The sequence below is a fragment of the Janibacter hoylei PVAS-1 genome (assembly GCF_004025845.1).
GTDB classification, from domain to species: Bacteria; Actinomycetota; Actinomycetes; order Actinomycetales; family Dermatophilaceae; genus Janibacter; species Janibacter hoylei.
In genome coordinates this window covers 42,595-60,561 of record NZ_PIPF01000010.1, presented here as the reverse complement: position 1 = coordinate 60,561, position 17,967 = coordinate 42,595, and the positions used below count along the sequence as shown (strand labels likewise).

Here is a 17,967-nt window from a genome sequence, read left to right as displayed (position 1 = left end):
GATTTCAGTCGGTCACGTTATGAGATGGATAACGTCACGTTATGGACGAAGGCTCCGGACCCACGCCGAAGGGGGTCCGGAGCCGCCGGGTCGATGCCGAGCTGACCGAGGTGCTCGTCACCGGTCGGTGAGCACGGCCTGACGCGGGTCGACCTGCAGCGTGAGGGTCTCGCCCGGCGTCAGCCCCGGCAGGTGCGGCAGCAGCAGCTCGACGACCGTCGACGGCTGGTGGTGCATCGGCTTGGTCTCCGGGTGCGGGTGGTAGACGAGCCCGTCGACGGCGGCGCCGTCACGGGTCACCGTGCACTCGACGAAGGAAAAGGTCTCCGGCGGGTGCACCCGGGTCCACTCGACGTCGGCGAAGGTCCACCGCGGCTCCCGCAGGACCAGCCGCCACGGCGCGAGGTCGACGTTGACCGTCGCGAGCAGGTACGCCGAGAGCTCCAGGCCCCGCGCCCGGAAGTGCGGGGCCTGGAGCTCGATCGTCCCGGCGGCGAAGGGGGAGTCGCCCGCCCGGCCGGAGGCGACGCCGTGCCCGGCGACGACGACCCCGGTCGCGCTCGCGGTCACTTCACCAGCTGCGGGGTGAGCGGTGGGGTCCACCACTCGCCGTTGTTGGCCTTGACCGCGCCGATGACGTGGATGACGGTCGCGACGACGATGACGAGACCGTAGGTCAGGAAGCCGATGAAGACGATCATCAGCACGGTCGAGGCCAGCAGCAGGATCGCGGTGATGATCTGCACGTTGAGGCTGTTGGCCGCGTGCTGGCGGACGAAGGGCCCGCGGTCCTTGTACATGAGGTAGATGACGAGCGACCCGAGGAAGCCGAGGGTGCCGGCGCTCAGCGGCAGCAGGACCGCGGGCACGAGGTGGGCGATCAACCCGAGGTTGCGCTCCTCGGTCGGCGAGAGCGGCTGCGGGGTGTAGGGCGCCCCCTGCTGGGGCGGGGTCTGCGGGTGCTCGGTCATGGGTGCCTCCTGTGGTGTCGGGGTCAACTCTGCCCGCTCGGAGGGTGCCGGGACCATGCGGTGCGCCGCCGGGTCGCGGTGGGGCCAGCCCCACCCCCGGCACGACGAAGGGGGACGGCCGCGCCGTCCCCCTTCGCCCGTGCTGCGACCGGGTCAGTCCTGCAGCGCCCGCCGTCGGGCCACGAGGACGCCGCCCGCGCCGAGCGCGGCGAGCAGCAGGGCGCCGGCCGCGCCGCCATCCGTGCCGGTGCCGTCGGTCTGGACGACGTCGGGACGCTCTGGCTCCTCCGTGCCCGGCTCGTCGGTGCCCGGCTCGTCGGTGCCCGGCTCGTCGGTGCCGGGCTCGTCGGTGCCCGGGTCCTCGATGATCGGCTCGGCGAGGGTGATCGTCGCGTGGGCGATGGCGTCGCTGTTGACGTCGAGCGCCTCGCTGTTGATGTTGTCGATGTCGTCCTGCGGCGTGTGGTAGTTGGGGTCGTGCTGGATCCCCGCGGTGCCACCGAAGAGCGCCACCTCCTCCTGCGTCTTGATCCCGTCGGCCCCGGTGAAGAGACCGGAGGCCGGGATGCCGGCCGCGATGAAGGCGGAGTAGTCGCTGCGCCCGGAGAACTCGGTGTCGACCCAGGCCTGGTCGATGCCGTCGAAGTAGTCGGTGAGGACGGCCTCGATGTCGGCGGAGCCCTCGGGCACCTCGACCGGGGCCTCGTAGGTCGACTGGTCGGCGTCGTAGACACCGATGATGTGGTTGGGCGAGCCCACCATGTCGAAGTTGAGGTAGGAGGAGATGCTCTCCAGCCCCTGCGGGTCGTTGGCCTGCAGGTCGGCGACGTAGTGGTCGGAGCCGAGCAGGCCGAGCTCCTCGGCGCCCCAGAAGGCGAAGCGCACCTTGTTGCGGTGCTGGCCGCCGACCGCCTTGAGCTGGACCGCGGTCTCGAGGATCGCCGCCGTGCCGGAGCCGTTGTCGTTGATCCCCGCGCCGTCGTGGACGCTGTCGAGGTGGGCGCCGACCATGACGACGTCGTCGCTGCTGCCCTCGTCGGTCTCCGCGATGACGTTGAAGGTCTGGCGCTCCTCCATCGTCTTGGTGAGCACGAGCTTCATCGTCACCGGACCGCTCTCCATCTTGGCGAGCAGGGCCGCGCCCTCGGACTGGGTGATGCCGGTGGCCGGGACGCCGTCCTCGTCGACGCCGCCGAGAGTGCCGTTGAGCACGCCGTCGGTGTTGTTGGCGATGATCACGGCGTCAGCGCCGGCGGCCTTGGCCGCTATGGCCTTGTCGCCGAAAGGGCACACGCCGCGCTCGACGATGGCGATCTTGTCGGTGGCGTCGACCCCGTCGTACTCGTCGGCGGTGCAGCCGGTGGCGGTGCTCGGCGCGACGAGCTCGGCGGAGACGCCCTCGTCGGGGGTCGGCTGGCTGTACGACATCGGGACCGCCTCGACGGTCCGCGCGTCGGGGGCGACCTCCGTCAGGCTGTCCTCGTGGACCTCCTCGTAGACGAAGGAGAACTCCTGCCGCTGCGTCGTGTAGCCGGCCTCCTCGAGGGTCTCCTCGACGTAGGCGGCGCTCGCCTCGTAGCCCGAGGTGCCGGCGCCGCGGTTGCCGTCGTTGGCGTCGGCGATGTCCTGCAGGGCCTGCAGGTGCTCGGTGACCCCCTCGACGGTGACTGCGGTGGTCATCCGGTCCGACGCGGTGGGTTCCTCCGCGTGGCTCGGGCCCGTGGCGACGGTGGCGAGTGCCAGGGCAGCGGTCGCGGCGGCCGCGGTGGCGGCTGCTGTACGTGATCGCACGTGTCTTTCCTCCCGTGGTCGGTAGGCGAAGTTGCCCACCTGGTGGGTCGCAACCTAGAGGATCGGGCCTCGCCGTGGTGGCCTTGCCGGCGCCGATTCGGCGGGCGGCGCGGATAGGGTGCGGGGCGTGGATGGTTACCTCGTCGTCGCCGGCACGCTCGTCGTGGGCGTGCTGCTCGTCGTCGCGGCCTACACCGCCCGTCGCCTCATCGCCCCTGCGGCCCCCACCCGCGCCAAGCTGACGACCTATGAGTCCGGTGTCGACCCCGTCGGGCAGGACTGGGCCCAGACCCGGGTGCGCTACCTCGCCTACGCCTTCCTCTACGTCGTCTTCGCCGTCGACGCGGTCTACCTCTTCCCGTGGGCCCTCGTGCTGCGCACCGACCTCGGGCTCGTCAGCCTGCTCGAGGTGGCGATCTTCATCGGGGTCGTCCTGCTGGGTCTCGTGCACGCCGTGCGCCGCGGGCTGCTGCGGTGGACCTGAGGTGGTGACCGCGTGACGACCGACCTGCCGATGCCGCGCGTGGGTGCCGTGGGCGCCCATGCCCCGCGCCCGATGAAGGTCGTCCTCAACTGGGGCCGGCGCTACTCGCTGTGGGTCTTCAACTTCGGGCTGGCTTGCTGCGCCATCGAGTTCATCGCCGCGTCGATGGCGCGGCACGACTTCATCCGGCTCGGGGTCATCCCCTTCGCCCCCGGCCCGCGCCAGGCCGACCTCATGGTCGTCTCCGGCACGGTCACCGACAAGATGGCGCCGGCGATCCGCCGGCTGTACGACCAGATGCCCGAGCCGAAGTACGTCATCTCCTTCGGCGCCTGCTCCAACTCCGGCGGCCCCTACTGGGACAGCTACTCCGTGACGAAGGGGGTCGACCAGCTCATCCCCGTCGACGTCTACGTCCCCGGCTGCCCGCCGCGCCCCGAGGCGCTGCTCCACGGGATCCTCACCCTCCAGGACAAGATCGCCGCCGAGTCGCTCTCGACCCCGGCGCTGCGCGCCCGCTACGCCGGCCACCGGTCCGCGGCGGCCGGCGAGGTGCGCCGCGGCCTCCTGCGACGCCCGACGAAGGGGGTCTGACGTGCCCCAGGAGGACCTCACCGTCTCCCCACCGGAGTGGCTGCGAGCCGTCGGTGACGCGCGCGACCGCGGCTACACCTTCTTCGACTGGCTGAGCGCCGTCGACGAGAGCGACCGCGCCGATGACCCCGGCCTCGACGTCGTCTGCCACCTCATCGACCCGCGCCCGACCCCCGAGCGGGACCAGCGGACCCTGCTCATGCGCACCCGGGTGCCCCTGGGCGAGTCCCTGCACAGCCTCACCGGGATCTTCGCCGGTGCGGCGTGGCACGAGCGCGAGACGCACGAGATGTTCGGCCAGCACTTCGACGGCTTCGCCGACGGCACCGGCCTCGGGCTGCGGCCGCTGCTCCTGCCGGACGGCTTCGAGGGCACGCCGCTGCGCAAGTCCTTCGTCCTCGCCTCACGCGCCACCCGGCCGTGGCCGGGTGGCAAGGAGCCCGGCGAGGGCCACTCGGCGAAGTCGCCCAGCCGGCGCCGCGTCTCCGCGCCCGGCGTGCCCGGGCCGGAGTGGGGGCAGTCATGACTCCCTTCGAGACGGTCGCCGGGCGACCTCCTCAGGGAGCGTGTGGTGTGGTGGGGGCGCCATGAGCCTGCTCGAGATCTCCCTCCGCTCACTCGCGGCGCTCGCCGCCGTGCTCGTCCTGCCCCTCGCCGCGGGCCAGACCGAGCACAAGGTCATGGCGCACATGCAGGGCCGCCTCGGCCCGATGTACGCCGGCGGATTCCACGGCTGGGCCCAGCTCGTCGCCGACGGCGTGAAGTTCGTGCAGAAGGAGGACATCACCCCCGCGGCCGCGGACCGGGCCGTCTTCCGCCTCGCGCCGGCCGTCGCGCTCGTGCCCTACCTCATCGCCATCGCGCTGCTGCCCGTCCACCCCGGGGTCGCCGCGGCCGAGGTGCCGGGCAGCCTGCTGCTCGTGCTCGCCGTGACCGGGGTCGGGGTGCTCGGCACCCTCATGGCCGGGTGGGCGAGCGCCAATAAGTACGCCCTCGTCGGCGGGATGCGCTCTGCCGCACAGCTGCTCGCCTACGAGCTGCCCCTCGTCCTGTCCGTGGCCTCGATCGCCATGGCTGCCGGCACGCTCTCCCTCGCCGGGGTCGTCGAGGCCTGGTCGCCGTGGTGGCTGCTGTGGCAGCTGCCCGGGGCGGTCGTCTTCCTCGTGGCCGCGACCGCGGAGCTGCAGCGACCCCCCTTCGACGCACCGATCGCCGACAGCGAGGTCGTCATGGGTCCGTGGACCGAGTACACCGGGCTGCGCTTCGCCTTCTTCATGCTCGCCGAGTACGCCGGGATGGTCGTCATGGGGCTGCTCTTCGGCATCCTGTGGCTCGGGGGCTGGCAGGGGCCCTTCGCCGACCAGCTCGGCTGGCTGTGGACCCTGCTCAAGGGGGCGCTCGTCGTGCTGCTCATCATCTGGGTGCGGGTCTCGTGGCCGCGGATGCGTGAGGACCAGCTGCAGCGGCTCGCGTGGACGGTGCTCGTGCCGCTCGCGCTCGCCCAGCTCGGCCTCACGGCCGTCGGGGTGGTGGTGACCGCGTGAGCAAGGACTTCGTCCCCGGGCTCGTCACCGGCATGGCCACGACCGCCCGCCAGCTCTTCTCCCGGCCGCACACGGCCGAGTACCCCGACGTCGCCCCCGAGCTGCCGGCCCGCTCGCGCGGCGTCATCGCCCTCGTCGAGAGCAACTGCACCTCGTGCATGCTCTGCGCCCGCGAGTGCCCCGACTGGTGCATCCACATCGACTCGCACAAGGAGGAGGTGCCGCCGGCGAAGGAAGGGGGCCGGGCCCGTCAGCGCAATGTCCTCGACCGCTTCGCCATCGACTTCTCGCTGTGCATGTACTGCGGCATCTGCATCGAGGTCTGCCCCTTCGACGCCCTCTTCTGGAGCCCGCAGTTCGAGTACGCCGAGACCGACATCCGTGACCTCCTCCACGAGAAGGAGCGCCTCGGGCAGTGGGCGGCCGACGTGCCGGCACCGCCGCCGCTCGACCCCGGCGCCGCCGAGGCGCCCGAGGTGACCTCCGCCAACAAACCGGCCCGCGGGGGACGCCGGTGACCGGTCTCGACCTCGCCTTCGCCGCCACCGGGCTCGTGACCGCTGCCGCCGCCGCGCTCGCGGTGACCACCCGCCAGGTCGTCCACTCGGCACTCTGGCTCGTCGTCGCCCTGCTCGGGCTCGCCGGCTGCTACCTCGTGCTGGGCGCCGAGCTCGTCGCCCTCGTGCAGGTGCTCGTCTACGTCGGGGCCGTCGTCGTCCTCGTCGTCGTCGCGCTCATGCTGACCCGGGCACCCATCGGCCCGCGCACCGAGCACTCGACCGGCCCAGGCCACCGGGTGCTCGCCGCGCTCGTCGGCGCGGGCACCGGCGCCCTCATCGCCTCCGTGCTCCTGCCGACCGCCGCACGCGCCGAGCTGCGCCCCGGCGGCACTGACGAGCTGGCCCGTCAGATCTTCTCGACGTGGGTGTGGCCCTTCGAGCTGCTCTCGCTACTGCTGCTCGCCGCCCTCGTCGGGGCCTTCGCCGTCTCCGGCCTCACCGCGACCCCGCCGGGGGAGGAGCGATGATCCACACCGCCGGCCCCTACACGCTCGCCTGCGTGCTCGTCGCGCTCGGGCTCTACGGCATGCTCGCCCGCCGCCACGCCGTCCTCTTCCTCGTCGGCGCCGAGCTCGTGCTCGCCGGCGGCGGCCTGCTCCTCGTCACCGCGGGCGCCCTCGGCGCGGACGGCACGTGGTCCGGCCAGGTGCTCACGCTCTTCGTCATCACCATCGCGGCAGCCGAGGTCGTCATCGCCCTGGCCGTCATCGTCGCGGCCTACCGGCGCCGCGCCCACATCGACCTGTCACAGGACGCCGGATGACGGCCTGGGCCCTGCTCGCGCTGCCGAGCCTGACCGCCGCGCTCACCCTGGGCATCGCCCGACGGGGCACCCTGGCCGCCTTCGTCGCCGTCGTCGGGGGCGCTGCCACCCTCGTCCTCGCGGTCGTCGCGCTCGCCGGCGCCCCGACGGGGGCGCGCGGGGCTCCCTTCGCCGAGGAGCTCGCGACCGGGCCCGGCCACGTCTTCGGGGGGCTCGACATGCCGCTGGGCGTGGCGCTGTCGGCGACGAGCGCCTTCCTCGCCCTCGTCGTCGCCCTCATCACCGCGCTCGTGCAGGTCTACTCCGCGTGGTACCTCGCCGACGACGACCGGCGCGGCAGCTTCCACGCGACCGTGGCGCTCTTCAGCGCGGCGATGCTCCTCGTCGTCCTGTCCGCCGACCTGCTGCTCACCGTCGTCGGCTGGGAGGTCATGGGGTGGTGCTCGTGGCTGCTCATCGGGCACTGGTCCCGTCGTCCCGAGCCCCGGCGCGCAGCGCACGCCGCCTTCCTCGTCACCCGGGTCGCCGACGTCGGGCTGGTCCTCGGCACCGCCGTGCTCGTCGCCGGCGCCGGCACCACCGCCCGCGCGGGCGTCGTCGACCACTGGACCTCGGCGGCCGCCGACCCCGGGACGCGGTCGGCCGCGCTCGTGCTCCTCGTCATCGGGGTGCTCGGCAAGTCGGCGCAGCTGCCCTTCCACCACTGGCTGCTCGACGCGATGCAGGGCCCGACCCCGGCCTCCGCCCTGATCCACGCCGCGACGATGGTCGCGGCCGGCACCGTCGTCCTCACCCAGCTGCTCCCGCTCCTCCTGCGGGCCGACGCGGCCCGCGCCCTCCTCGGGCTCTCCGTCGCGGTGACCATGGTGCTCGCCGCCCTCTGCGCCCTTGCCGAGCCCGACGTCAAGCGGGTGCTCGCCTGGTCGACGATCAGCCAGGTCGGCGTCATGCTCGCCCCCCTCGCCGCGGCGGGAGCCGGCCACACCGCGGGGGCCGCGCTCGGTCACCTCTACGGGCACGCGATCTTCAAGGCGCTGCTCTTCCTCACCGTCGGGTGGCTCGCGACGACCCGCGGCTCCACCGCCGCCCGGGCCCTCGTCGGCAGCGGCCGGGCCCACCCCGTCGCCCTCGTCGCCTGGGCCGCCGGGCTCGTCTCCCTCGCCGGGGTGCCGCTCGTCCTCGGCGGCCTCACCAAGGAGCACGTCGTCGCGGCCGTGGGCGACGACATCGGCGCGCGGGGGCCGGTCGCCCACCTCGTCCTCGCCGCGCTGCTCCTCACCGTCGTGCTCACCGCCGCCTACGCGACCCGGGTGCTGCTCCTCGTCGTCATCGGCGAGCAGGAGCGGGTGCGCTCGCGGGCGGTCATGCCCGGTGCCGTCGCCGGTGTCCTGCTCGTCCTCGCCGTCGCGAGCACCATCGGTGGTCTGGCCCTCGGGGTCCGACTACCCGCGACCGGGCACGTACCCCTCGGGCTCTTCGCCCTCGTGCTCCTGCTCGTCGTCGCCGGCATCGTCCTCGGCTACGCCCTCGAGCGCCTCGGCGCGCAGGGCCGGCTCGCCGACGGCCCGGTCGGGCGTGCCGTCGGCGCGGGCCTGGGCCTCGACCGCGCCCAGCAGGTCCTCGTCGTCACGCCCGTCACCGCCGCCGGCCGCCTCGTCTCCTTCGTCGACCGGGCCGTCCTCGACACCTACGTCCGCGGCGCGGCCTGGGGCGTGCTCGGCCTGTCCGACGCCGGGACGGCCGGGCACCGCCGCAGCCGGCCGACCTCCGGCCTGGTCCTGCTCGGGGGCGGGCTGCTCCTCCTCGGCCTCGTCACCGCCCTCGCCCTGGTGGGTCCCTCGTGATCGGCCTCGCCTGCGTCCTGCCGCTGCTCCTGGGGGCCGTGCTCCTCGGGGGCGGCACCGAGCTGTCCGGACGGGTCGCCGCCCGTGCGGGGCTGGCCGGCGCCCTCGCCACCCTCGGGCTCGTCGGGGTCGCGTGGGGGAGCGGCGCGGTCGTCGACTTCCCGTGGCTGCCGACCCTCGATCTGCGCGTCCACCTCGCCCTCGACGGCATCAGCGGGCCGCTCGCGGTGCTCGCCGCAGCCGTCACCGCGGCCGCCTGCCTGACCACGTGGTCGCAGCAGCCCAGAGGAGGCAGCTCCGCGACTTTCGTCGGGTGCCTCATGCTCACGCTCGCCGGGGCGGTCGCCACCTTCGCCGCGCGAGACGCGCTGCTCTTCGTCGTCGCCTTCGAGCTGGTGCTCGTGCCCGTCTGGGTGCTCATCACCCGCTTCGGCGACGACCGCGACCCGCAGGCCCGCCGCGAGGCCGGGGCCCGCTTCGTGCTCTACACCGGCCTCGGCTCCACCCTCATGCTCCTCGGGGTGCTGCTGCTCGTGAGCCGCGCCGGGACCGCCGACCTCGGCGCGCTCGCAGCCACCGGCGGCCAAGGCCTCGGCTCGACGACCCAGCTGCTCGTCGCCGTGCTGCTCACCCTCGGTCTGGCGGTCAAGGTGCCCGTGTGGCCGCTGCACTCGTGGCTGCCGCTCGCCCACACCACGGCGCCGACGGCAGGGTCGATGCTGCTGGCCGCCGTGCTGCTCAAGATGGGCACCTACGGCCTGGTCCGGCTCCCGCTGGCCACGGTCCCCGACGGCTTCGCCCGCGTCGCCCCGGTGCTCGCGATCTGCGGTGTCGTCGGCATCGTCTGGGGCGGCCTCGTCTGCCTCGTCGAGCGCGAGCTCAAGCGGCTCGTCGCCTGGTCCTCGATCGCGCACATGGGCTTCGTCGCCCTCGCGCTCGCGAGCGGCAGCGACACCGGCGTCGCCGCGGCCCTCTACGCCAACATCGCGCACGGCGTGATCTCGGCCCTGCTCTTCCTCCTCGTCGGGGCGCTCAAGCAGCAGTGGGGCGACGACGACCTGAGTCGCCCCCGGGCCGCCCTGCGGGAGGGCGCTCCCGCCACGGGTCTGCTGCTCGTCCTCGGCTTCGCCGCGGGCCTCGGCCTGCCCGGCCTCGCCGGCTTCTGGGGTGAGGTCGTCGCGGTCGTGGCGGCGCTCGACCCGGCCGCAGGGCGGCCCGCCACGGTCTTCGTCGTGTGCGCCGTCGTCGCGGCGATCGGCGCCGCGCTCGGTGCCGCCTACTCCCTCCGTGTCCTGCGCGCTGTGTGGTGGGGCGAGGGCGACGCGGGCGCCGACGGGGCCCGGGAGATCGCCCGCACCGACCTGCTGCCGGCCGCCCTGCTCGGCCTGGCCGTCGTCGTCCTCGGGCTCGTGCCCGGCCTGCTGCTCGCCGTGACCGAGCCGGCCCTCGCGGGGGTGGTGACGCGATGAGTACGCCCACGCTGGCCCTCGGCATCGCCGCCCCTGTCCTCGCGCCCGCGCTCGGTGCCGTCGCCGCCCTCGCGGTCGACGCCGTCACCCCCCGCCGCCGCCTGCCGGCCCTCGTCGTCGGCGCCCTCGCGCTGACCCTCTCGCTCGTGGCCTCCGTCGTCCTGCGCCTGCGCGCCGCAGGCGGAGGTGAGATCGCGACGCTGTGCTTCGCCGACGACCCGGCGCTGGCCGTCGCCGACCCACCCGGGCTCGTCGCCAGCGACTGCCTCATGCGGGTCGACGGCCCCGGCGCGCTGCTCCAGACCCTCGCCGCCGCTGCAGGGCTCGCGGTGCTCGCCCTGCTCGCCCGCGCGCGGGGCCTGCCCACCGAGGGCCCCGACGGACGCGCGCACGCCGACCCCGGGGTCGAGGTGGCGCTGCTCCTGGCCACCGTCACCGGCGCGACCGTCGTCGCCGTCGCCCACGACCTCGGCACTTGGCTCGTCGGGCTCGAGCTGGCCACGCTGCCGATCGTCGCGCTCGCCGTCCTGCGGGGAGGCACCCGCGACAGCGGTGCGCTCAACCTCGTGACGACCTCGATCGCCTCCTTCGCCGTCGCCGTCGTCGGCGCCGGCCTGTGGGTCACGGCCACCGGCAGCATCCGGCTCGGCGGGGCCGCATCGTGGGCGCCCGGGCAGGAGGAGCTGCTGCGACCGGTGCTCACCCTCGGCATCGTCCTGCTCGTCGCGGCCGTCGGCTTCAAGCTCTCGCTCGTGCCCTTCCACGCCTGGGCGCCGACGACCTACCCGCGGGCCGGCGTCGAGGTCACCCTGCTCCTCGCCAGTGTCTCGACGGTCGCCGCCCTCGGTGGTCTCACGGCCGTCGTCCGCGGTGCCGTCAGCGTGCACGCCGCCGTCCAGCCGGCCCTGTCGGTGCTCGCAGTGCTCTCCATGCTCCTCGGCGCGGTGCTCGCCCTGCGGGCGAGCGACCCCCTTCGGCTCATCGCGTGGTCCGGCGTGACGCAGGGCGGCTGGGTGCTGGCACCGCTCGTCGCCGCCGACACGGCCGCCGCCATCGGCTACCTCGCCGTCTACGTCGTCGCGGTCGTCGCCGCGCTCGCGGTCGTCGCGGCCCTGTCCGTCGACGGGCCCCGCTCGCTCGAGGACGACCGCGGTCTGCTGCGGCGCCGGCCCCTGCACGCCGCGGTGCTCACGCTCGCGCTGCTCACCCTCGCCGGGCTGCCGCCGGGCGTCGCGGGACTGCTCGCCAAGTTCCTCGCGCTGCGGCCCCTCGCCGACCAGGGGCTGTGGTGGGTCGCCCTGCCCGCCGTCGTCGCGGCCGTCGTCGGTCTGGCCGTCTACCTGCGGTGGGTGGCCCTCGTGCTGCGTCCCGAGGAGGGCCCGCGGGCCCCCGAGGACGTCGACACCACCGCCACGGTCATCGCCGTCGTCAGCGGTCTCGTGCTGCTCGCCGCCACCCTCGCGCCGGTCGTGCTCCTCGGCGCGGGAACGACCTGACCCGTCGCGACGTTGGAGATGACATGCACAACCACTTCAACGGGCTGAAGACCGCAGCGCTCTTCGGCGCCATCTTCTCCTTGTTGCTCCTCGTCGGCTACGGCATCGGCGGGGCCCGCTACCTGTGGCTCTTCGCGCTCTTCGGTGTCGCGACGACGGCCTACACGTACTGGAACTCCGACAAGCTGGCCATCAAGGCGATGCGCGCCGTGCCGGCCGACCCGCAGCAGTTCCCGCAGATGTACCGGATCGTCCAGGAGCTGAGCCAGCGCGCCAATCAGCCGATGCCGCGCCTGTACGTCAGCCCGACGGCCGCGCCCAATGCCTTCGCCACCGGGCGCAACCCCGATCACGCCGCCGTGTGCTGCACCGAGGGGATCCTCCAGCTGCTCGACGAGCGCGAGCTGCGCGGGGTCCTCGGCCACGAGCTCATGCACGTCTACAACCGCGACATCCTCACCGGCTCGGTCGCCGGTGCCATCGCCGGCGTCGTCTCCTCCGTCGCCTCCATGGCGCTGTGGTTCGGCGGGCGAGACCGCAACCCGATCGCCGCCATCGTGGTGGCGCTGCTGGCCCCCTTCGCGGCGATGGTCATCCAGATGGCGATCTCACGCACCCGTGAGTACGACGCCGACGAGGACGGCGCCCGGCTGACCGGCGATCCGCTCGCCCTGGCCTCCGCCCTGCGCAAGCTCGAGCTGGGCGTGCAGCGGGCACCGCTCGAGCCGACGCCGCAGCTGCAGAATGCGAGCCACATGATGATCGCCAACCCCTTCAGCGCCCGCGACATGTCCAAGCTCTTCAGCACCCACCCGCCGATGGCCGACCGCATCGCGCGGCTCGAGGGGATGGTCGGGGGCTACCACCAGCGCTGATCGGGCAGGCGCTCACATGCGCTGGGCGCCGTCCTTGATCGCGTCGCGGATGCGCGGGTAGGTGCCGCACCGGCAGACATTGCGGATCGTGTCGAGGTCGGCCTCCGTGATCGCGCGGCCCTCCCGCTGCACCTTGCGCACGAGGGCGACCGCGGCCATGATCTGGCCCGGCTGGCAGTAGCCGCACTGCGCGACGTCGTGCTCGATCCATGCCTCCTGCATCGGGTGCAGGTCGTCGTCGACGGTGTCGGCGAGACCCTCGATCGTCGTGATCTCGTCGCTCTCCGAGATCTTGTCGATCGGCACGGCGCAGGGGTTGAAGGCCTTGCCGTTGATGTGCGACGTGCACGCCTTGCAGACATTGATCCCGCACCCGTACTTGGGGCCGGTGACGCCGAGGACGTCCCGCAGGACCCACAGGAGGCGCACGCCGGGCTCGACGTCGACGGTGACCTTTTCGCCGTTGAGGACGAAGGTGTGACTGGACATGGCGGCGCTCCTCAGCGGGTGTGGTCGAGACCGTCGGTCGGGGACTGGGGCACGGACGGGACGAAGCTCTTGACCTCGAAGGTCACCGGGTCGGCGTGGTTGATGGGGAACTCCGTGGGCATGCGACCGGTGGCCCGGGCGTAGGCGCAGGCGATGGCGGCGAAGCTCGAGGCGACGCCCGCCTCGCCGGCGCCGCCGGGCTGCTTCGAGTCCGAGGGCATGATCTCGACGGTGATCTCCGGGGGGACATTCCACTGCCGGGTGTAGAAGTAGTTGTCCCAACTCGCCTCGAGGAAGTGCCCCTCCTCGAGGTGGCAGCTCGACGTCAGGGCCAGGCCGATGCCGTCCATGACCCCGCCGAGCATCTGCGCCTCGAGACCCATCGGGTTGATGACCAGCCCGGCGTCGACGGCGAAGACGACCTTTGTCACCCGGGGTCCGGTCACCGCGTCACGGACCTTGCGGTCGACCGTCTCGGGGCGGCAGTCGATCTCGACGAGGCAGGCCGTCGCCCCCTTGTACTCCTTGTGGATCGCGATGCCCTGCGCGGTCCCCTCCGGCATGTCGCGCCCCCAGTCACCGATCTCGGCGACCTTGTCGAGCGCGGCCTCGGCCCGCTTGTCCCGGAGGAACTTGCGCCGGAAGGCCAGCGGGTCCAGACGCATCCGGCGGGCGAGCTCGTCGACGACCAGCTCGTTGGCGCAGCGCACGTCGGGGGAGTAGATCTGGCGCATGCTGCCGGTGTTGAAGCGGTCGTCCGTCTCCGTCAGCGACTGCGTCACCAGGCCGAAGTTGTAGGGCAGCTCCTGGGTCAGGGCGAAGATCGTCTGCGCGAAGGTCAGCTGCCCGACCGGCAGCTTCGCCGCGTGGTTGGTGATGATGTCGCCCAGCCCGTGGCCGAAGTCGGTCGTGACGCTCGTGTGCTTCTGCTCGAAGGAGAGGACGTCACCGCCGAGGTAGGCCGCCCGGACCCGGGAGGTCGCCAGCGGGTGCAGCCGGCCCTGCCGGGGCTCGTCGGCCCGGTGCCACATCAGGCGCACCGGCTTGCCCATCGCCTTCGAGATGCGCGCGGCCTCGAGGGCCGCGTCGTGGAAGAGCTTGCGGCCGAAGGACCCGCCGCCCTGGGTGACGTGGACCTTGACCTTGGAGACGGGCAGGCCCAGCTCGAGGGCGATGTTTTCCTGGGCGACGACCGGCGACTTCAGGGAGCCCCAGATGGTCGCCGACCCGGAGCGCACGTCGGCGATCGCGCAGTTGGGCTCGAGGGAGGAGTTGCTGCGGAAGCGGAAGGTGAAGGAGGCGTCGACCTTCTTGGCGAGCAGCGACACCTTGGGGGTGAGCATCGGCAGCTCCGCCTTGCGCACGCCTGCGAGGACGGAGGCGTCGGAGGCGCCGGCGAGGCGGCCCCCTTCCCACTCCACGTCCATCCGCTGGATCGCGTCGATGCACTGGCCGAAGGTCCGGGCCCGCACCGCGATGCCCGTGGCGATCTTGACGACGTCCGTGACGCCCGGCATGGCCGTGATCTCGGCCGCGTTGCGCAGCGCGACCGGGCGGCCGTTGTGCGTCGGTGGGCGACAGACCATCGTCGGCAGGGCGTCGGCGACCTTGACGTCCATGGCGAAGATCTTGGCCCCCGTCACCGCGGCCCGTGCATCGGTGCGCCCCTGGGGCGTGCCGACGACCGTGCGCGCCGAGCCCTCCTTGAGGGAGACCTGGGCCCGCGTCGTCTTCGTGACGGCAGCGCGCTGAGCGAGCTCGCCGAAGCCCAGCGTGTTGCCGAGCGCGTCGCTGATGATGCCGGCCTTGATGGTCAGGGCGTCGATGGTGGTGCCGAGCACCGTCGCGGCGGCCCGCAGCAGCTGCTGCCGTGCCAGGGCCGCGGCGACGCGGATCGGCGTGTACGTCGAGATCGTCGTGTTGGAGCCGCCCGTCAGCTGGTTGAAGAGCAGCTCTGGCCGCGCCTCGGCGAGGCTGACGTCGACCCGGTCGACGGGCAGGTCGAGCTCCTCCGCGATGATCATCGCGGTCGAGGTGACGATGCCCTGCCCGACCTCGGCCCGCGGCAGGGCGAAGGAGGCGCGTCCGTCGGAGCCGATGGTCACCGTGATGAGTGCGGACGTCGGGGCGGCCGCCAGGGTGAGCAGGTCGTTGAGGTCGAGGATCTCGGCCGGCTGTGGCGGGGTGGGCACGACCGCCTCGGCGGACTCGGTGCCCAGACTCATCTCCGCCCCCGTGACGAGGGTGGCGCCGGCGATGACGTACCCGAGGAAGGTACGACGGCTGGGCCCGGTGCCCACGCGCTCGGCGATGGTGTGGTGGTCCGACATGGCTGCCTCCAGGGGATCGACATCGTCGTCGTTACCCAGCAGTAGACACCTGCCACCGGAGGCTCGCCACCGGAGGGGACCCGGCGTCCACCATGTGGCACGGCGTGCCGGCCCCGGGGGTGACAGGATGCAGACGTGCCTTCCCTCACCCGTGACGAAGCCATCGCCCGCGCCGATCTGCTGTCCGTGACCCGGATGGAGGTCGAGCTCGACCTCGACCGAGGGGCGGCGACCTTCGGGTCGGTGACCCGCATCCACCTGACAGCGGCCGCCGACGGGCAGACCTTCGTCGACGTCAAGCCCGAGACCCTGCACCACGCCCAACTCGACGGCGTCGAGCTCGACGTCACCTCCCTTCGCGAAGGGAGGTTGCCGCTGGCGGTGACCGCCGGCGAGCACGTCCTCGAGGTCGACGCGACGATGGCCTACAGCCACGACGGCGAGGGCCTGCACCGGGCGACCGACCCCGCCGACGGCGAGGACTACGTCTTCAGCCACCTCTTCCTCGACGCGGCGCCGGCCGTCTTCGCCTGCATCGACCAGCCGGACGTCAAGGCGCCCTACGCGGTGTGCGTCAAGGCGCCGCAGGAGTGGCAGGTCATCGGCAACGGCGCGGCGCAGATCGCCGACGGCGGGGTGTGGCACCTCGCCGAGACCCGCCCGCTGTCGACCTACTTCGTCGCGCTGTGCGCGGGCCCGTACGTGTCGGTGACCGGCGAGCACGACGGCATCCGCCTCGGCCTGTGGGCCCGACGCTCCCTCGAGGAGCAGCTGCGTGAGCACGCGCCCGAGATGCTCGACGTCACGCGGCGCAGCTTTGACTACTTCCACTCGATCTTCGGCATCCGCTACCCCTTCGACGACTACGACCAGGTCTTCGTGCCGGAGTTCAACGCGGGCGCGATGGAAAACCCGGGCTGCGTGGTCGTGCGCGACGCCTACCTCTTCCGCGGTGCCGTCGGGCGTGACGAGCTGCTGACCCGCGCCAACACGATCAGCCACGAGATGGCGCACATGTGGTTCGGCGACCTCGTCAGCCCGAAGTGGTGGGACGACCTGTGGCTCAACGAGTCCTTCGCCGAGTACATGGCCCACCGGTGCCTCGTCGAGGCCACCGACTACACGGAGGCCTGGGTCGACTCGACGATGTCGCGCAAGTCCTGGGGCTACGGGGCCGAGCGGGCACCCTCGACCCACCCCGTCGCCGGGTCGCCCGCCCCGGACGCGAAGTCGGCGCTGGCCAACTTCGACGGGATCTCCTACGCGAAGGGCGCCGCGGTCATCCGCCAGCTCATCGAGTTCATCGGCGACGAGGCCTTCCTCGAGGGCATCCGGCAGTACCTCGGCGACCACTCCTTCGGCAACGGCACGCTCGCCGACTTCCTCGGCGCGATGGAGGCCGCGAGCGGCCAGCCGCTCGCCGACTGGAGCCGCGCCTGGCTCGAGACGGCCGGTGTCGACCGGATCGAGGTCGGGCGCGACGGCTCGGTCACCCGCACCGCACCGCCGGAGCACCCCGCGGACCGACCGCACGCCTTCGACATCGCGACCTACACCGACGGTGCCGAGACCTCGCGGGTCCAGCTCACCCTCGACGCCGACCGGGCGACCGTCGACGGCCTCGACACCGGTGCCGAGCTGGTGCTGCCCAATGCCGGCGACCTGACGTGGGCCACGCCGATCCTCGACGGGACCTCCCTTCGCTCGCTCGGGGGGCAGCTGCCCCGCATGACGGACGAGCAGGCCCGGGCGGTCCTGTGGGTCGGTCTGCGCGACGGGGTCGCGCTCGCCCAGGTCGACCCGCGCCTGCTCGTCGACCTCGGCGAGGCCGCACTCGTCACCGAGACCAATGACTCGATCTTCGCCCGCGCCGGCATGCACCTGACCAACCGTGTCATCCGGGTGCTCCTGCCGGAGGCCGAGCAGGACGCCGCGCGGGCCCGGATGGCTGCCGTCGGTGAGCAGGTCCTCGCCGACGCGGAGCCGGGCTCCTCCCGGGCGTTGCACGCCGCGCGACTCGTGGCGCGGACGACGGACGACGTCGAGCGCCGGCTCGTCCCCTGGGCCGAAGGGCGGGACCTGCCCGCCGGGCTCGAGGGTGATGCTGACTTCCGATGGATCCTCCTCGGCCAGCTCAGCCGGCGTGGTCTCATCGGTGCACCCGAGATCGACGCGGCCCTCGAGCAGGACCGGACGATGACGGGGCAGCTCGGCGCCCTCACCGCCCGGGCCGCGATCCCGACGGCCGAGGCGAAGGCCGCGGCCTGGGCCGACCTCACGACCAACCGCGAGCGCAGCAACTACGAGCTCGTCGCGATCGCCGCCGGCTTCTGGGGGCCGCAGGACCGGACGCTCGTCGCCCCCTACGTGTCGCGGTACTTCACCGACATCCCGCCGATGACCGCCTGGCTGGGTGAGGACGCCCTCTCGCGGGTGGCGTCGATGGCCTATCCCTCGCGCTTCGTCAGCGACGAGACCCTCGCGCACTCCCGTGCGGCGCTCGCCGGCGAGCTGCAGCAGGGCGTGCGGCGCGCGATCGTCGACGCGCAGTCCGAGCTCGAGGAGGCGCTGGCCTCCCGCCGTGCCTTCCCGCCCGCGTCCGCCTAGGACGGACGACGGGGGCCCCGCTGCCCCCTTCGCCGCATTTCCCTAGGGAAATGCCCACGGGAGGCCGAATTTCCCTAGGGAAATGCTCGCCGGGGCCGCATTTCCCTAGGGAAATGCGCACGGGGGCCGAATTTCCCTAGGGAGATGCGC

General features: G+C 72.9%; 17 protein-coding genes. 12 read left to right on the top strand and 5 right to left on the bottom strand.

Going from position 1 to position 17,967, the window contains the following annotated elements; all coding sequences use genetic code 11:
- Positions 1-117: 117 nt before the first annotated feature.
- The 3 genes from CWN80_RS10310 to CWN80_RS10300 all read right to left on the bottom strand — a co-directional run bounded on the left by CWN80_RS10310 (position 118) and on the right by CWN80_RS10300 (position 2,762).
- A complete protein-coding gene (locus tag CWN80_RS10310) occupies positions 118-570 on the bottom strand; it encodes a hypothetical protein (RefSeq protein ID WP_007925607.1) in 453 nt (150 codons plus the stop codon).
- Entirely contained in the window at positions 567-971 is a 405-nt protein-coding gene (locus CWN80_RS10305) for a DUF4870 domain-containing protein (protein ID WP_007925608.1), read from the bottom strand. Before CWN80_RS10305 ends, CWN80_RS10310 begins: the two co-directional genes overlap by 4 nt.
- 153 nt (positions 972-1,124) lie before the next feature.
- Positions 1,125-2,762, bottom strand: a complete 1,638-nt coding sequence (locus CWN80_RS10300; RefSeq protein ID WP_238148189.1) for a M20/M25/M40 family metallo-hydrolase — start codon at positions 2,760-2,762, stop codon at positions 1,125-1,127.
- A gap of 127 nt (positions 2,763-2,889) precedes the next feature.
- On the opposite strand from CWN80_RS10300, the gene CWN80_RS10295 reads away from it, so the two are divergent.
- The 11 genes from CWN80_RS10295 (at position 2,890) to htpX (ending at position 12,391) form a co-directional block, all read left to right on the top strand.
- Positions 2,890-3,246 carry an NADH-quinone oxidoreductase subunit A gene (locus CWN80_RS10295; protein WP_007925610.1) on the top strand — a complete coding sequence of 119 codons (357 nt, stop codon included), beginning with the start codon at positions 2,890-2,892 and terminating at the stop codon, positions 3,244-3,246.
- Positions 3,247-3,276: 30 nt separating this feature from the next.
- Positions 3,277-3,840 carry an NADH-quinone oxidoreductase subunit B gene (locus CWN80_RS10290; protein ID WP_051987866.1) on the top strand — a complete coding sequence of 188 codons (564 nt, stop codon included), beginning with the start codon at positions 3,277-3,279 and terminating at the stop codon, positions 3,838-3,840.
- Between the two features lies 1 nt (position 3,841).
- On the top strand, positions 3,842-4,366 hold the full coding sequence (locus CWN80_RS10285) for an NADH-quinone oxidoreductase subunit C (protein ID WP_007925615.1): 525 nt from the start codon (positions 3,842-3,844) through the stop codon (positions 4,364-4,366).
- Positions 4,367-4,427: 61 nt separating this feature from the next.
- The gene (gene nuoH / locus CWN80_RS10280; RefSeq protein WP_007925617.1) at positions 4,428-5,384 is read left to right on the top strand and encodes an NADH-quinone oxidoreductase subunit NuoH; all 957 of its coding nucleotides are present in this window, start codon (positions 4,428-4,430) and stop codon (positions 5,382-5,384) included.
- A complete protein-coding gene (locus CWN80_RS10275; RefSeq protein ID WP_007925618.1) occupies positions 5,381-5,902 on the top strand; it encodes a NuoI/complex I 23 kDa subunit family protein in 522 nt (173 codons plus the stop codon). Before nuoH ends, CWN80_RS10275 begins: the two co-directional genes overlap by 4 nt.
- Positions 5,899-6,411, top strand: a complete 513-nt coding sequence (locus CWN80_RS10270) for an NADH-quinone oxidoreductase subunit J family protein (RefSeq protein ID WP_007925620.1) — start codon at positions 5,899-5,901, stop codon at positions 6,409-6,411. The genes CWN80_RS10275 and CWN80_RS10270 overlap by 4 nt, the downstream gene beginning before the upstream one ends.
- On the top strand, positions 6,408-6,707 hold the full coding sequence (gene nuoK / locus CWN80_RS10265; protein ID WP_007925622.1) for an NADH-quinone oxidoreductase subunit NuoK: 300 nt from the start codon (positions 6,408-6,410) through the stop codon (positions 6,705-6,707). Before CWN80_RS10270 ends, nuoK begins: the two co-directional genes overlap by 4 nt.
- Entirely contained in the window at positions 6,704-8,551 is a 1,848-nt protein-coding gene (locus CWN80_RS10260) for an NADH-quinone oxidoreductase subunit 5 family protein (protein WP_128277244.1), read from the top strand. The genes nuoK and CWN80_RS10260 overlap by 4 nt, the downstream gene beginning before the upstream one ends.
- Positions 8,548-10,020: a complex I subunit 4 family protein gene (locus CWN80_RS10255; protein ID WP_128277243.1), complete on the top strand. Its 1,473-nt coding sequence runs from the start codon at positions 8,548-8,550 to the stop codon at positions 10,018-10,020. The genes CWN80_RS10260 and CWN80_RS10255 overlap by 4 nt, the downstream gene beginning before the upstream one ends.
- The gene (locus CWN80_RS10250) at positions 10,017-11,516 is read left to right on the top strand and encodes a proton-conducting transporter transmembrane domain-containing protein (RefSeq protein ID WP_128277242.1); all 1,500 of its coding nucleotides are present in this window, start codon (positions 10,017-10,019) and stop codon (positions 11,514-11,516) included. The genes CWN80_RS10255 and CWN80_RS10250 overlap by 4 nt, the downstream gene beginning before the upstream one ends.
- 23 nt (positions 11,517-11,539) lie before the next feature.
- Positions 11,540-12,391: a zinc metalloprotease HtpX gene (htpX, locus tag CWN80_RS10245; protein WP_040880797.1), complete on the top strand. Its 852-nt coding sequence runs from the start codon at positions 11,540-11,542 to the stop codon at positions 12,389-12,391.
- A gap of 12 nt (positions 12,392-12,403) precedes the next feature.
- Here the strand turns inward: htpX and CWN80_RS10240 are convergent, their stop codons facing one another.
- A complete protein-coding gene (locus CWN80_RS10240; RefSeq protein WP_007925630.1) occupies positions 12,404-12,880 on the bottom strand; it encodes a (2Fe-2S)-binding protein in 477 nt (158 codons plus the stop codon).
- Positions 12,881-12,891: 11 nt separating this feature from the next.
- Complete coding sequence (locus CWN80_RS10235) at positions 12,892-15,210, bottom strand: molybdopterin cofactor-binding domain-containing protein (protein ID WP_007925631.1); 2,319 nt, start codon at positions 15,208-15,210, stop codon at positions 12,892-12,894.
- Between the two features lie 135 nt (positions 15,211-15,345).
- Here CWN80_RS10235 and pepN point away from each other — a divergent pair, with 135 nt between their 5' ends.
- Entirely contained in the window at positions 15,346-17,817 is a 2,472-nt protein-coding gene (gene pepN / locus CWN80_RS10230; protein WP_007925632.1) for an aminopeptidase N, read from the top strand.
- Positions 17,818-17,967: the final 150 nt, after the last annotated feature.